13 protein-coding genes and 3 tRNA genes are annotated in these 14,587 nt (G+C 62.9%); 8 read left to right on the plus strand and 8 right to left on the minus strand.

Translation table 11 applies throughout. The features are described 5' to 3' along the window. Positions 1-119: 119 nt before the first annotated feature. The 3 genes from GJW30_RS18155 (at position 120) to GJW30_RS18165 (ending at position 4,070) form a co-directional block, all read left to right on the plus strand. Complete coding sequence (locus GJW30_RS18155) at positions 120-659, plus strand: TRAP transporter small permease subunit (protein WP_096357828.1); 540 nt, start codon at positions 120-122, stop codon at positions 657-659. Beyond that, complete coding sequence (locus tag GJW30_RS18160) at positions 656-2,068, plus strand: TRAP transporter large permease (protein ID WP_096357829.1); 1,413 nt, start codon at positions 656-658, stop codon at positions 2,066-2,068. Before GJW30_RS18155 ends, GJW30_RS18160 begins: the two co-directional genes overlap by 4 nt. Positions 2,069-2,408: 340 nt before the next feature. Continuing rightward, a complete protein-coding gene (locus GJW30_RS18165; RefSeq protein WP_096357830.1) occupies positions 2,409-4,070 on the plus strand; it encodes an MFS transporter in 1,662 nt (553 codons plus the stop codon). A 261-nt stretch (positions 4,071-4,331) separates the two neighbouring features. Here the strand turns inward: GJW30_RS18165 and GJW30_RS18170 are convergent, their stop codons facing one another. After that, positions 4,332-4,880 carry a hypothetical protein gene (locus GJW30_RS18170; RefSeq protein WP_096357831.1) on the minus strand — a complete coding sequence of 183 codons (549 nt, stop codon included), beginning with the start codon at positions 4,878-4,880 and terminating at the stop codon, positions 4,332-4,334. Positions 4,881-5,144: 264 nt separating this feature from the next. Here GJW30_RS18170 and GJW30_RS18175 point away from each other — a divergent pair. Further along, positions 5,145-5,219, plus strand: a tRNA-Thr gene (locus GJW30_RS18175). Between the two features lie 85 nt (positions 5,220-5,304). On the opposite strand, the gene GJW30_RS18180 is transcribed toward GJW30_RS18175, so the two are convergent. From GJW30_RS18180 to GJW30_RS18190, 3 genes are all read right to left on the minus strand, one after another. Beyond that, on the minus strand, positions 5,305-5,493 hold the full coding sequence (locus tag GJW30_RS18180) for a hypothetical protein (RefSeq protein ID WP_096357832.1): 189 nt from the start codon (positions 5,491-5,493) through the stop codon (positions 5,305-5,307). Positions 5,494-5,655: 162 nt separating this feature from the next. After that, the gene (locus GJW30_RS18185; protein WP_130364577.1) at positions 5,656-6,342 is read right to left on the minus strand and encodes a FecR family protein; all 687 of its coding nucleotides are present in this window, start codon (positions 6,340-6,342) and stop codon (positions 5,656-5,658) included. Positions 6,343-6,454: 112 nt separating this feature from the next. After that, positions 6,455-6,544, minus strand: a tRNA-Ser gene (locus GJW30_RS18190). A 238-nt stretch (positions 6,545-6,782) separates the two neighbouring features. Here GJW30_RS18190 and dps point away from each other — a divergent pair. Further along, entirely contained in the window at positions 6,783-7,319 is a 537-nt protein-coding gene (dps, locus tag GJW30_RS18195; protein ID WP_096357834.1) for a DNA starvation/stationary phase protection protein Dps, read from the plus strand. A 6-nt stretch (positions 7,320-7,325) separates the two neighbouring features. On the opposite strand, the gene GJW30_RS18200 is transcribed toward dps, so the two are convergent. Continuing rightward, positions 7,326-9,188 carry a hypothetical protein gene (locus GJW30_RS18200; protein ID WP_130364579.1) on the minus strand — a complete coding sequence of 621 codons (1,863 nt, stop codon included), beginning with the start codon at positions 9,186-9,188 and terminating at the stop codon, positions 7,326-7,328. Positions 9,189-9,375: 187 nt separating this feature from the next. Between GJW30_RS18200 and GJW30_RS18205 the strand changes: the two genes are divergently transcribed. Beyond that, on the plus strand, positions 9,376-9,675 hold the full coding sequence (locus GJW30_RS18205) for a hypothetical protein (RefSeq protein WP_096357836.1): 300 nt from the start codon (positions 9,376-9,378) through the stop codon (positions 9,673-9,675). Positions 9,676-9,734: 59 nt separating this feature from the next. On the opposite strand, the gene GJW30_RS18210 is transcribed toward GJW30_RS18205, so the two are convergent. Beyond that, the gene (locus GJW30_RS18210) at positions 9,735-12,398 is read right to left on the minus strand and encodes an autotransporter family protein (RefSeq protein ID WP_096357837.1); all 2,664 of its coding nucleotides are present in this window, start codon (positions 12,396-12,398) and stop codon (positions 9,735-9,737) included. 274 nt (positions 12,399-12,672) lie between these two features. Between GJW30_RS18210 and GJW30_RS18220 the strand changes: the two genes are divergently transcribed. Together GJW30_RS18220 and GJW30_RS18225 are read left to right on the plus strand one after the other, a co-directional pair. Beyond that, positions 12,673-12,746, plus strand: a tRNA-Gln gene (locus GJW30_RS18220). Between the two features lie 26 nt (positions 12,747-12,772). Next, positions 12,773-13,408, plus strand: a complete 636-nt coding sequence (locus GJW30_RS18225) for a hypothetical protein (protein ID WP_096357839.1) — start codon at positions 12,773-12,775, stop codon at positions 13,406-13,408. Here the strand turns inward: GJW30_RS18225 and cnbZ are convergent. Together cnbZ and GJW30_RS18235 are read right to left on the minus strand one after the other, a co-directional pair. Continuing rightward, positions 13,387-14,136: a 2-amino-5-chloromuconate deaminase CnbZ gene (cnbZ, locus tag GJW30_RS18230; RefSeq protein WP_096357840.1), complete on the minus strand. Its 750-nt coding sequence runs from the start codon at positions 14,134-14,136 to the stop codon at positions 13,387-13,389. The two genes, GJW30_RS18225 and cnbZ, sit on opposite strands and share 22 nt — an antisense overlap. 13 nt (positions 14,137-14,149) lie before the next feature. After that, entirely contained in the window at positions 14,150-14,569 is a 420-nt protein-coding gene (locus tag GJW30_RS18235; RefSeq protein WP_096357841.1) for an acyl-CoA thioesterase, read from the minus strand. Positions 14,570-14,587 lie beyond the last annotated feature (18 nt).

A 14,587-nucleotide genomic window follows, 5' to 3' on the forward strand; every position in this document is an offset into this window, starting at 1 on the left:
CGGAGCGTGAATTTGAAAAATTCACAACGACACTCGACCGTCACAACCAAACCGCCTAGAAAGACTCTGGGGGCCCGGCAAAAAAGCGCAAATGCTCGAGAACCGGCGGGGGAACTAGATTGCAAACACTTCTGGCTTTCAGTCGTGGGATCGACTGGATCAACGAGAAGTTCGGCGTCATCGCGAACTGGCTCGTTCTGCTCGCCTGTCTGATCAGCGCAGGTAACGCTTTCAGCCGCTACCTCTTCCACGCAAGCTCGAATGCTTGGCTGGAAATCCAGTGGTACATGTTTGGCGGCATGGTGCTGCTCGGCGCGCCCTACACGATGAAGCTCAACGAGCACGTCCGCGTCGACCTTTTCTACGGCAATTACTCCGAGCGTACGCGTCACTGGGTCGATATCTTCGGCACGCTGCTGTTCCTGCTGCCGATCTGCATCATCCTCACCATCATCACGTGGCCCTGGTTCGTCGATTCCTGGCGTATCGGTGAAGCCTCGTCGAACGCCGGCGGGCTTCTGCGCTGGCCCATCAAGCTCCTTCTGCCCGTCGGCTTCTGCCTCATGGCGCTGCAGGGCATCTCCGAATTGATCAAACGCGTTGGCGCGTTGACCGGCGATTACAAGCTCGTCAATCAGTACGAGGCGCCGCTCCAATGATCGACGTCATTCGTCACAACATGGCCCCGCTGATGTTCGCGGGGATGATCGTGTTTATGCTGATCGGGTATCCGGCAGCATTCGCGCTCGCAGCGACCGGCTTGTTCTTCGGCTTCGTCGGCATCGAACTCGGCCTTATCCGGCCGGACTTCCTCGGCAACCTCACCTTCCAGATGTTCGGCATCGTATCGAACGATCTTCTCCTCGCGATCCCGTTCTTCACCTTCATGGGCGCGATATTGGAGAAATGTGGGCTCGCCGAAGACTTGCTCGATTCCATTGGCCAGTTGTTCGGTCCGGTGCGCGGCGGTCTCTCCTACGCGGTGATCTTCGTCGGCGCGATTCTCGGCGCTATCACGGGCACGGTCGCGGCATCCGTCATCGCGATGGGCGTGATCTCGGTGCCGATCATGCTGCGCTACGGATACTCGAAGCGGCACACGATGGGCGTCATCGCGGCCTCCGGCACGATAACGCAGCTGATCCCGCCGTCGCTCGTGCTCGTCGTCCTCGCCGACCAGATGGGTAAGTCGGTTGGCGACATGTATGCCGGCGCCATCGGCCCCAGCATCATCCAGGTCGCCCTCTTCTGCATCTGGGTCTTCATCGTCAGCATGATCTGGCCTGAGCAGGTCCCAGCGCTGCCGCCGGAAGCTCGTACGCTGAAGGGCAAGGCGCTGGCCTGGAAGTGCGCACGCGGCATCATCCCGTCGGCGGGCCTCATCTTCCTCGTGCTCGGCACGATCTTCATGGGCCTTGCCACACCGACCGAGGCCGGCGCCATGGGCGTCGTCGGTGCGATCGCGGTGGCGGCGATTAACCGGACGTTGTCTTGGAGCCTGCTCTACGCCGGCATGTCGAGCACGATGCGCATCACCGCCTTCGTGGTCTACATTCTGATCGGCGCACGGGTCTTCTCGCTAGTCTTCCAGGGTGTCGGCGGCAAAGAGTGGATCGAGCACCTGCTCACCGGCTTGCCCGGCGGCCAGACCGGCTTCCTCGTCGTCGTCAACATCTTCATTTTCTTCGTCGCGTTCTTCCTCGACTTCTTCGAGATCGCGTTCATCCTCATTCCGCTGCTCGCACCGGTCGCCGACAAACTCGGCATCGATCTCGTGTGGTTCGGCGTGCTGATCTGCGCGAACATCCAGACGAGCTTCATGCATCCACCGTTCGGATTCGCGTTGTTCTATTTGAGAGGAATAACGCCCAGAAGTGTGGTCAGCACATCGGATCTGTATTGGGGCGCTATACCATGGCTCTTCCTGCAGCTGATCCTTGTCGTGATCCTGATCTTCTGGCCGCAGTCGGTCACCTACTGGATCGACAAGGGCGTCAAGGGCGATCCGTCGAAGATCGAACTCAAGATCGAAATGCCGGACGTCGATCTCGCGCCACCGAAGTTCTAAACTTCCGACAAATCCCGACCTTCTATTGCGCCGCACATATCGATTGTGCGGCGCAATCATTTGAGCATTTTCAAGTGAAGTGGACACCGTTTCACGTCAAGAAAATGCGACCACTCAAGAATCTAGAGCCCCGCTTTGACCGCATCAAAGCGGCATAGGCTCTAGGACGCCTTCGACGAAAGTCTAATCGACGATTGGCCAAGCGACAGAGGCTTCCTCCCGCGCGTAAATTGCAACCAACACGAAACGACTCGGCGCCGTACGCCGAGACAACAACCCACGGGAGGGGCACAAGATGTCAGTAGGCACTGCAACTATGGGGCGCGCGCAACCGCGCCCAATGACCGGCGAAGAGAAGAAGGTCATTGTCGCTTCTTCGGCCGGCACCATCTTCGAATGGTACGACTTTTATCTCTACGGTTCGCTCGCCACCATCATCGGCGCGCAGTTCTTCTCCGCCTTCGACGTCAACACCCGCAACATCTTCGCGCTCCTCGCTTTCGCGGCCGGCTTCCTTGTCCGCCCGTTCGGCGCGCTCGTGTTCGGTCGTATCGGTGACATCGTCGGCCGCAAATACACCTTCCTCGTCACCATCCTCATCATGGGCTTCTCGACCTTCCTGGTCGGCCTGCTCCCGAGCTACGCACAGATCGGCTGGATCGCTCCGGTCCTTCTCATCGTGCTCCGCATGGCGCAGGGCCTGGCTCTCGGTGGTGAGTATGGCGGCGCTGCCGTCTACGTCGCCGAGCATGCTCCGGTCGGCCGCCGCGGCTTCTACACCAGCTGGATTCAGACGACCGCCACGCTCGGCCTTCTGCTCTCGCTGATCGTCATCGTCGGCCTGCAGCAGGTCATGACCGCGGATCAGTTCCAGCGTGACCTCGACCTCTTCCTGGGCCTCAAGGGCGGCTGGCGCATTCCGTTCCTCGGCTCGATCATCCTGCTCGCGATCTCGGTCTGGATTCGCTTGCAGATGAACGAAAGCCCGGCCTTCCAGAAGATCAAGGAAGAAGGCACCCAGTCGAAGGCACCTCTCTCGGAAGCCTTCGGTGAGTGGAAGAACGCCAAGCTCGTCATCATCGCGCTGCTCGGCCTCGTCGTCGGTCAGGCCGTCGTTTGGTACACGGGTCAGTTCTATGCCCTGTTCTTCCTGCAGAGCATCCTGAAGATCGACCTCTTCACCGCCAACGTGCTCATCGGCTGGTCGCTCCTCATCGGCACCGCCGGCTTCGTCTTCTTCGGCGCACTGTCGGACAAGATCGGCCGCAAGCCGGTGATCCTCGCCGGCTGCTTGATCGCGGCGATCACCTACTTCCCGCTGTTCAGCGCGCTGACCAGCGTTGCCAACCCGACCTACGCGAAGGCGCTCGACACCGTGAAGATCGACGTCACGGCGGATCCCGCAAAGTGCGGCTCGCTGTTCGACCCGGTCGGCATCCGCACCTTCACCGAGCCTTGCGACATCGCGCGCCGCGTGCTTTCGCAGCAGGCCTTCCGCTACAACAAGGTTGCGGGTCCGGCCGGCTCGGCCATGAAGGTCACCGTGAACGGCAAGGAAGTTCCGTTCGCCAACCTCGCCGACTTCACCAAGGGTATCGTCGCCGAGGCGAATGCAGTCGGCTATCCGACGCCGACCGACGCCGCGAAGGTGAAGGCCACGAGCGTGTTCTCGGTGCTCGGCACGGCGCAGGGTCTCTCGATCATCGCGATCCTGACCGTGATGGTGCTCTACGTGACGGCCGTGTACGGCCCGATCGCGGCAGCGCTGGTCGAATACTTCCCAACCCGCATCCGCTACACCGCGATGTCGCTGCCGTATCATATCGGTAACGGCTGGTTCGGTGGCTTGTTGCCGGCAACCTCGTTCGCGATCGTCGCCTCGACGGGCGATATCTACGCGGGCCTCTGGTACCCGATCGGCTTTGCGATCATGACCTTCATCATCGGTCTCCTCTTTGTGACCGAGACGAAGGATCGCGACATCAACACCGTCACGACCTGATCGTCGTACAGCTCAATCGAAAACGCCGGGGTTCGCCCCGGCGTTTTCTTTTGCGCGCATAAAAAAGGCGCTGCGTGGCGTGGGGCCAGGCAGCGCCGAAGTTGGTGAGATGGGTTGGCATCTCGATCGGAGGAGTACTTATGAGTACCTCGAACCTGCCTCCTGGTTTGTGATCGCCGTCACATAACCGCGCTTTCGGCAGACAAAGAAAAAGAGCGCACCTTGCGGTACGCTCTTTCGTCGAACTCTGGAGACTTCGACTTACCGCCCGCGACGCGGACCGGCATGACGACCCGGACCACCGGCAAGACCACCGCGGTGCATACCGCCGCGATGAACGCGAGCACCGTGCACGTGGCGATGACCGTGGAAGTGGCGGCCGTGATGGAAGTGGCGATGACGGAAACCGTGATGGTGATAGCCATGGCGATGACCGTGCCAACCGCGATGATAGCCGCCCCAACGATAGCCGCCGCCGATATACGACGGGCGATACGTGTAGTGCGCGCGCTGATAGCCCGGCACGTAACGCGTGACCCAACGGCCCGGCGCATACGACACGCTCGGCGTCGTGTACGACACCGGCGAGACGTCGTAGTTCGGGCCACGATCGACGACGTAGTACGGCTGCGGCACATAGGTCGTGACCGGCACATACTGATAGCGAACGCTGACGGTCGGAGCCGGAGCGACAGCAACCGGCTCTTCGCAGTTGCAGCCGCCGAACAAACCACCGGCGCTGGCCGGCGCGGAGATGAGGAAAAGCGCAGCCGCCGACGCGACCGCGATACGCACTTTACTTGCAAACATCTGGAAACGCTCCCTTTGCGATCCTGCGGCTGGGCGTTAGCCTCGAGCACCACGGGCATCGTGGGGCGCCGCCGAATTGCCGGGCACTCTAGCCAAACTCGCATCGCCGGTTGTTAACGCGCGCGCGGATTCGCGCGGTAACATTAACTCGGGCCGCCGTTTTAGTTCGATGTTTAGGAGATTTGCCGGTGATCCTTGCCGCAAGGAGCGATCGCCGTTAGAAGGTCGCCGACGATGCGTCGCCTTTGCGATGCAGCGGCGGAGGCCGGATTAGCTCAGCGGTAGAGCAGCGGTTTTGTAAACCGAAGGTCGGGAGTTCAATCCTCTCATCCGGCACCACGCCGACGCCGCGCTAGCAGCCGCCGCGTCATTTGGCGCCACGTCATTCGGCGCGACGCACTCCGCGGCGTTCAGTCCAAGCCAATTAATCGGATGGCGGCTCCTCGCCGCGTAGGATCGCCGCCAGCGTCCGCCAGCGTTTTGCCAAATCCTCCCAGGACTTCCGTTCCTCGTCTTGCTCGGCCCGCTGGGCGTAATGCTCGCAGCGTTCGGCTTCAGCGAGGTATTCCTTAATCGTGGCCGCGCGGTCGTCACCGTTCTTCTGAGCCGCCATTCCTTCGCTCCCCGACGGTAGCTAAAACGTTCAGGTCCGCGGTACTAGCTTCCCGCCTTTATTGGTAAATGTCCAACGAAATTCATGCGTTTGGCTGATGTATCAGCAGCTTCCACGTTTCTTTACATCTAACCGATTTTCCGCGATGCGAACCGGACAACCCTATTTCTTGTCTGCTGGCTTCTCATCTGCGGCAGGCGCCTGCACGCTTTCGAGCGCCAGCCGAATGCGCTCGGGCTTCCACTTTGCCGGCGGCGTTGCCTTGTCGCCGATGCGGCGGAGATCGGTGCCCTCGCCCTGTTTTAGACGGACCCGCCGGCCACCACCCGCAACGGTCACGCTGCCACGATCGACGAATACGCCGAATACGTCCTTGCTCGGTCCAGCAAACAACCGGGTGTCGCCGCCGAGCGTGATGACGCAATGCGGCGTCTCGATCGTCAGCGGGCTGCTCTTCGCGCCGCTCCCACGCTTACCCGCGCGGTCGATCAGAAGCGGGCCGCCACCGAGCACGATCTTCCCGCTGCCGTCTGCCGCGATCGACGCGACCGCGACGTTGCCTTGCGCGCCGAGCCGCAAACCGACGCCATGCTCGAGCTTGAGGCCGACAATAGAGTTTGCCGACGTCGTCACCTTCTCGTTCGCGTAGACTGGATCGGCTTTCGCGAGCGCGCGCGCGCCACCATTGTCGCCTTCGCCCGCCACCGTTCCCGTTACATCCGCCACTGCCCCGACCTTGTCGCGCGCGAAAGCAAAGCGCACAGGCACAAACGCACCGAGCACAAGCGCAGCCGCGCCTTGAAGAAGCGAACGGCGCGAGGACACGAAACGGCTCATGGACGAATGCATTGGTTTCTTATCTTTCGACTCGGGGAGGCCGCAGATTGAAGCGCCAGACTATGGCGTCAATACACGCTCAAGTGAGGCGGCCTGATGTCACACGTCGCGATGGCGAACGGCATGGCGGAGAGGGAGGGATTCGAACCCCCGATACGGTTGCCCGTATGCCGCATTTCGAGTGCGGTGCTTTCAACCACTCAGCCACCTCTCCAAGCCGTTGAAGTGCTTGGCACTTTCGCAGTCGCGGGAGGGTTGAAGCCCCGCGCGCGGCTCGATCGAGATCATCAAGCTGCGCGTCTCTCTACAGCCTCACTGCCCGCTGCGTCAACGCACGAACGAACGTCGCTGCATATCGCCTTAGAAGCGGCCGCGACGGCACCGTTCGGCCGCTTGGAACCAAGGCTCGGGTACCTTGTTGGGGAGCTACCCGCATTCACTGAGTAATCCCCATGGCAAAAGCATCCGCGAAGACAGCAAAACTTCATCAGACCAAAAATGGGCTGAAGGGCAACGCGCTCAAAGTCTCACTGGCGACGCTTCAGGAGCGGCTCGTCGACGGCATCGACCTCGCACTTGCCGTGAAGCAGGCGCACTGGAATCTGAAGGGTCCGGGCTTCATCGGCATACACAAGATGCTCGACGGGTTTCGCGATGAGCTGGACGAATTCAACGACACGGTCGCGGAGCGCATCACGCAGCTCGGCGGCACGGCGCGCGGCACCACGCAAGCTACCGCATCGGAAACCAACCTCTCGCCGTATCCGCTCGATGTCTACGCAATCGCTGATCATCTCGCGGCCCTGATCGATCGCTACGCCATGTACGGCAACGCGGTGCGCAAAAGCATCGACGAAACCGACGATGCGGGAGATGCCGGCACGGCCGACCTTTTCACCGACATCTCGCGCGCAATCGACAAGCAACTGTGGTTCTTGGAAGCGCACGTGCAGGAGCCGCAAGGCAACATGCGCGATGGCAACAGCTAGCGGCGCTTAGCCCGGAATCGTCAGCGGCCGATTCGCATAGAGAACGTGCCAGCTGCCGAGTTCCGCCGCCATGGCGTCGGCGACCCAGCGTTGCTCGAGGCACGCCTGGCGATAGCTCGTCGGAAGCGTCTCCATCCGCTTCGAGAGTTGCGCGAGCTGGCGCGCCGTCGCCTGGCTGCGTTTGGCGGACGCATCGAAGTCGCCTTGCGCGCGGATGCCGGCGAGCGCTGCGCCGAGCGCCGGCAACACCGCGCCGAGAAACGTCAACAGCGGCTTCAAGACCGACTTGATCCAGCCGGTGCCCGGAATGTGCAGCAGATAGACGATCGCGCCGGCGATCCAGATGAGGCACAGCACAGCCGTGATGTAGAAGATGCGCTCGCCGAGATGATCGATCGAATGATGCATCCGGTGCAGCAGCTTGTGATTCTTCTCGTGATACGCGAGCTGCGGCAGAACCTCATGCGCTAACGTTGCGCGCGACACGGCCGCGAGATATCCCGCATCGGCACGCGCACGCGGCAGATTGAGCTCGCGCTCGGCGGCGCGCGCGTACCAATGCGCCCATAATTCACCGGCATCGCCATCCGTGGGGTTGGGGTTCGCGCCCCCTGCCCGCGCGAGCGGAACCAGCACGCGGTCATGCCGGATCATTTCGCTCAAGCGGCGCGCATCGAGGAACCGCGCATGCCACGCGCCTTTTGCGCCGGCGCGCGTATTCTGCAGGATCAAGGCGATCAACGCGAACTCGCCGATCGCGCAGACTGTCTTCACGATCACCGAGTCCCAGAAGAACACGACAAGCAAACCGACGAGAACCGATGCCGCCGCGAGCACGAAGTTGAGCACATACGCGCCGCGATACGCGCGCCCCAAGCGGCTGGCGACGTGGTCGGCCCAGAGGTAGCGCGTCAGCAGAATGTCGCGCATGTCGTCTTTAGTTTTCCCGCTGTCCGGCAAATCGTTGATGAAGCCGTCCCATTCGCTCCCGCGACTTTTCATCGAACGATGGTGTTGCGGCGACGTCAGCGGCTTGCGCGCCGCGATATAGGCGAGCAGATCGAAGCCGCGCGCCCACCACGCATCCGGCTCCTCGGTTTCGCCGAGGAAACGCTTCAAGCGCAGCGCAGCGTCGGCTGCCGTCGCGCTGCCGCCCGCCATCGGCGGCGCGATGACCAAAGCAACACAGCGATCGAATGCGCCGGTCGCATCGATCCCGGCATCGAGCTCCGGCAGCAGCACGGCTTCGTTGCCGTCCCACAACGCGGGTGAACGTGTGATCGTCGTGTTGATCCAGATCACCGGAATGCCGCGGCGGATCGACTCGTCGAGAATTTCGCGCGTGCCGCCGCGGCCACGGCTTTCGCCGCCGTCCCAGATCGCGATCAGGATATCGGCGTGATCGAGCATGACGAGCCCGGCCGTCTCGTAAGCCTCGCTCGCATCGTCTTCGGAACGCGGATCAGCGATCTCGAAGACAGACGCCGACAGTTCCAACAATTCGCGATACGCCGTCTGCCGTTCCGGGCTGTCGAAATCGCGCGCATAATCTTCACGCGCGAACGGCAATATCGAATCAAGCCGCCAGCCTTGCGCCAGCGCGGCGCGCGCGAAAATCTGATCGCCGCCGACGGCAAGACAGGACGCTGCAACAAGCACCGGCGCTTCTGGCGCGAAGACATCCGCGTGTTCGCCGTGAACGCGCGACGCGACGGCGTGACAGCGCGCCAGGATGCTTTCGACTTGCGCCTGCACGCGCGGGAGCACGGCATCCGCGAGACTTTTTCCGACGCGATGTCCTGTCACGCCGACGCGTAAGCTGAGACGCGGCCGCGGCGGATGCACTCCAATCGGAACGGTGTTGGGCACGGCTTCTCCGTCGCGGCGGTAGCCCGCCCTTGCCGGATTTATATCTGGCTGCAGCGGTATCTTTCAACGCCGGCCGCCGCTTTTGGGCACCTATTTACCGGCCTTGTCCGCAATCGATCGATTTCGGAACGTTCTCGTCGCCGTGCGGTTGTCTCTGCATACGAGGGACGAGATTACGGAGATAAAAATGAAAAAACTTATGATTGGTGCCGCTGCGCTGGCTCTGTCCGCCGGTATCGCAATTGCTCAGACGCCGTCGGGTTCCACGCCGGCTCCGGGTGGTGGTGTGAACAACAACAATCCGAATGCGCCGTCGGTCGGCCCGACAGGATCGGGTAGCCAGGGCCAGGTTGCCCCGCGCCGTTCGCAGGAGCCGATGTCCGGTAACACGGGTGCGGCAGGTCGCACCGGCGCAACGACGCCGCCGGATCCGGCAGGTGACCCGAAAAAGAAGGGCACTGCACCGGCCAACGCTCCGGGCAACTAATCCAACGCACGAGTTTGTGTTGAAGGCCGCTCCGAAAGGGGCGGCCTTTTGCGTCTGGATTACCAAACGATGCGGAATCCGAAATTTCCCTTGATCGCGTCGCGCGCTGTCGCGCCGACCCCGCCGATGTAACTCGCAGCAGCGTAGGCCGAGAAATTCTGCGACAGCTTTGCCGTGAACCCGCCACCGACTTCCACCGCCGTGCTGCGCCGCTGCGTTTCGATCAGATCGGTGCCGAAGATAACGCCATCCGAACCGGCGAAGTCGTGCCAAAAATTTGCCTTGAGATATGGCTGCAGCGCGATCGGCCCGTAACTTTCCGCCGATTGTAGTCGTACGCCGACACGGCCCGTGACGGCGGTGCGATCGGAAAACCCGATAGTCGAGAACGTATCGAACGTGGCGTCGAACCATTGACGCTGCACAATCAACTGCGCCTGCGGCTCAAGCACGAAGCTGCCGCCGAGATTCATCGGCAGGCCGCTTTCGATCGAGCCTGTCACGCCCGCACCTTTCGGCGAGATCCCGATGCCGCGATCCGATCGTGCGCGGCCGTCGAGCCAGCTTCCCATCACGACGCTGTCGATGTACCAGCCGCTCGGGCCGACGCGCGTCCAGTAGCCGCCGACGTTGAGACTATCGAGGTCGAGCCTGCCGACTTTCAAATCACGCTGCGCGAGCGCGAAGCCGGAGACATCGCCGGCGGCGCGCCCATAGCCGAAGAAGAGACCAAGCTTGTCGCGCACGCCGTCGCGTTGATACGTGAGCGCATCGAAGCCGGTCTGGAATCCCGCGATCGTCCCGTCGAACGACGGCGCCACCGATCCTTCGGCGCGCTGCGAGTTATGCATTCCGAACACGCGTCCCCACGCCGCCGAAGTGTCGCCGCCGCGCAGGAATGACTGATCGCCGGTGCGTTCGTGGAATGTACCGAGCATCGAGAGCCCGAGCTGCCGCGCGACCATCGCGACGGCGGAATAAACCGGAACCTCCACGCGATAGATCGGGATTGGCTCGGCCGAAGGCGGCACGGCAATGATTGGCGGCGTAGTCGGCGGCAAACCTTGCGCCGGTGGCACGGCCGCGGGCGGTGGCGCCGGTGTGCCGTCAGTCGGCGGCGGCGCGGGCGGAGCCGGCGGAGTTCGCGGCACTGGCGCCGGCGGCAACGGCTGACTGCCCGGCAGATTTTGCGAACGCAGATAGTAGTTGTCGGCCAATCCCGGCGTAACGCCGCCGCGGAACAGAAAATACTCGTACGCCCCGGCAGCCACCGTATGTGTCAGACCGAACGATCCAGTTGCCGTCGTTGCTCCGTTGATGGCCTCGACAACCAAAATGCCGTTGCCGACCGTCGAGCCACCCGGCCCGCCGATGTTGTTGACGACGAGGCCCGTCGTCCCGCTCGCGGTGCCGTTGGAGATCACCAGCTTGTCCGACGGCGAGTTGTCGCTGCCGAGATACGTGTTGATGAGCAACCGCCCGCCCTGGCCGACATAGTTGCCGACGATCGTCAGGCTGTTTGTCCCGGCTCCTGGCCCGGTCGTCAGATCGATTGTGCCCGCGTTGGTGACCGTGACGAGACTTCCGCCCGCAAACGGTTGGATCACCGGATTAACGCCGCCGCCCGCGATCAGCGTGCTCGTCGCGTCGATCGTCATCGCGCCCGTGAGTGTGCCGGTATCGCCAAGCGTCAGATTGCCGTCGAGCGTCAGCCGTGAGCCGTTGGTCAGCGCAATCGTTTCCCAATTGATGAAGCGGCCGACGCCTGCGGTCGTCGTGTTGTCGAACGTCAACGTATCGTTGCCGAGCCCACCATTGAGGCTCGTCATTGTCGCGATGCCGGCGCCGGTGAGGTTGCGCAGCGTGGCGCTATCGGTCCCTCCCCCGAGATCGATAGGACCGACAATCGTTCCGCCGCCCGACCACAGGAACGTATCGTTGCCGCCGGTCGTCGTGATGCCGCCGCCGATGAAGCCGCCCGTCACCGTGATGGTGTTATTGCCCGACCCGAGATTGACGAAACCGCCGATCGTCCCGCCGGAAAGCTCGAAGAGATCGTTGCCCTGAGCGGCGCGAACGTTCTGATCGATCGTGCCGCCCGACATCCGCATTTCGTTGTTGGCTTGCTCGAGATTGACGTCGCCGATACGGCCGCCCGTCATCGTGAAAAAGTCGCCGGCGAAGAAGAGCCCGACGATGCGGCCGCCCGAGATCACCGCGGTGTCGAGGCCGCCGCCTTGCGTCAGCGACTGCACGGTGCCGTTCGTCATGATGAAGGTGTCGACGCCGTCGCCCTGGTTGACCGCGCCCGAGATCGTGCCGCCGTGGACTTCGAGCCGATCGTTTCGCGCTCCGGTCGTGAAGTCGCCCGTGATCGTCGCAGTGCTGCCGGGGCCGAAGGTCACGTTGCTCGTGCCCGCCGTGTTCGCGTAGCTCGCGATCGTGCCGCCGCTGAGCACGATCGTCTTCGTTCCCGCGCCGCCGGTGATCCCGCCGCTGTAGGTGCCGCCCAACACCGTCAGCTGATCGGTGCCGGCCAGGAGATCGATCGGCACGACCGTGGGATTGGGCAGCGTGACCGCATCGCAGCTGATGATGTCGTTGCCGGCCGTCGCGGCTGGGCTGCAACCGGCTTGCGCGGGCGACAGGACGCCGGAGGCCATCAGCGCGCCCGCGCTGACCAACAAACCGACTGCCGAGTTCGAGAGCCTGTGATGCCGCATAGCAAGCCTCGCCCCTAAGACTCGCCGGAAGGCTAGGCCAGGATTCTTGACCGAACAACGCTTCCGCGCGCCCGATCAGTCATGCGGGCAGCGTGCCGTGCTCTCGCGGATACAATTCGAGACACTTGTCGCGACCGCGTTTACGGCGCCGCCCCGCAGTTGCGCCGCACGAACGAGTGAATTATACGGATGGCGCGCTGCGGCCGATTTGCCGGCGACTTGCTGCAAGCAATCTGTACGGTTGCGCGTTTCCATAAGCGAAACAACCGCTTATTGGGGAATAGTTCAACGGTAGAACTGCGGACTCTGACTCCGTCAATCTAGGTTCGAATCCTAGTTCCCCAGCCACCGCTCGGCGCCGCGCGAAACAAACCATGCCGCTGCAAAACCGCGTCACACCTTTCGGCGAGATCGTCGCGATTGATCAGCGTGGAACGCTGATGGGCAATCGCGGCATCATCCACGACCCGGCGACGAAATCGCTGCTGCCGCGACGCTGGTCGACGAAGGCGTGGATCATCTGCGTCTGCGCGTTCAAAAACGTGCGCCGCGATGTGATGAGCCGGCGCAGCTGGACCGAGCTCTTCTTCCTCGACGAAGCGGTCGCGCTCGCCGCAGGCCATCGCCCGTGCTTCTACTGCCGCCGCGCAACCGCCAACGCCTTCCGCGACGCCTGGGCGCGCGGCAAACACGCGACGCCGGCACGCGCCGCCGAGATGGACGCAACGCTCCACGCCGAGCGCCTCGACGGCAAGGCGAAACGCATTCACCCTGCCCCGGACGATCTCGCGACACTACCGGACGGCACCGTCGTCACCGCGAACGACGACGCTTTCACGCTCGCACACGGCCGCGCATTCCGCTGGACCGAGCGCGCCTACGCGCCACCAACGAAGCTCGGCAAAGCCGACGGCATGCTCACGCCGCCATCTACGATCGCAGCACTCCGCGCCGGCTTCCGGCCGCTACTGCATCCCGATATCGCGGCTCATGCGACGCGCTCGTCGTAGACGCCGCGGACATCCATCTCGTAATCGAGGATGTCGACCGGCGGCCGGTTGAAGTGCCACGTGAGGCCGTTGCGCGCCGCGCCGCGCTTGACGATCTCATCGGCCAGAAACGGATGCACGTTGAACACCGTGTAAAGCTGCACGGCGGTGGTGTCTTTCCACGCAAAGCCGAGCAGCCCCATGCGGCGCTCCATCTCGCCGAGCACCGCGACGGCCTTTTTGCGAATGCCCGCATCGCTGTGGTCGCCGAGCGCGACGACGCTGTCGCGATAGCTCTTGCCGCCCTCGGTCGACTCGCCGCTGCCGGCGACGACAAACGACGCCGGCGCATTGTCGGCCTTCTCCGTATACGAAAACGCGTAGAAGCCCGGCTCGGGCGGCTTCGCGAGTTCCGGACACACGTTGCTGCGCGCGACCGGGTTCGTGCCCTTGCCGTCGTAGACGCCCCAGCGCTCGAGCGTCTTCACGTAGACCTCGTTGAACGCCTTGAAGCCCGCTTCATCGAACGGCACCGGCGAGCGCAACTCGCACGCGCAGAACGACGTCAGCGGCCGCCCCGCCGCCTGGATGATCTTCTCGATCTTCGCAAAACCTTCCTTCAGCGGCTGATGCTCGCGAAACGTGACGCGCACGATGCGATGGCCGGGCTCCGCCGCGACGCCGCCCGAATATTGGAACACGGCGGGAATGAACCGATAGCCACCGGCCGCGAAGGTTTGTGTCGTCATTCTGCTTCCCTTGTTATTGTTCTTTGGAGAATGCCGCGACGATCGCGTCGGGCAATGGGGCTGGTCGCATGCGTCCTTCGGCGTCGCGCGCGGTCCACACGCGCACCTCTTCGCCTTCCACCGCTAGCGTGTCGCCGACGTGCAGGCGATGCGACACTTCGAAGCTCGACCGCCCCAGCTTCTTGATCGCCGTTGTGATCTCGACGACGTCGCCGTAGCGGCACGGCGCGAGAAATTTTGCCCGCGTATCGACGAGTGGAATTCCTGCTCCACCGAACGTCTGCAGCACGTCCGGCTTCGGCATGCCGAGCGCTTTCTCAAACAGCAGCGCGGTGTTCCAATCGAAATATTCGAAAAAGCGCGGATTGAAGACGATGCCGGCCGGATCGCAATGTCCCCATTCGATCTGCACGCGACGCTTATGAGAGAACACGCCAAAGCTCCTTGCGCG

It is taken from the genome of Variibacter gotjawalensis, from assembly GCF_002355335.1.
GTDB lineage: Bacteria > Pseudomonadota > Alphaproteobacteria > Rhizobiales > Xanthobacteraceae > Variibacter > Variibacter gotjawalensis.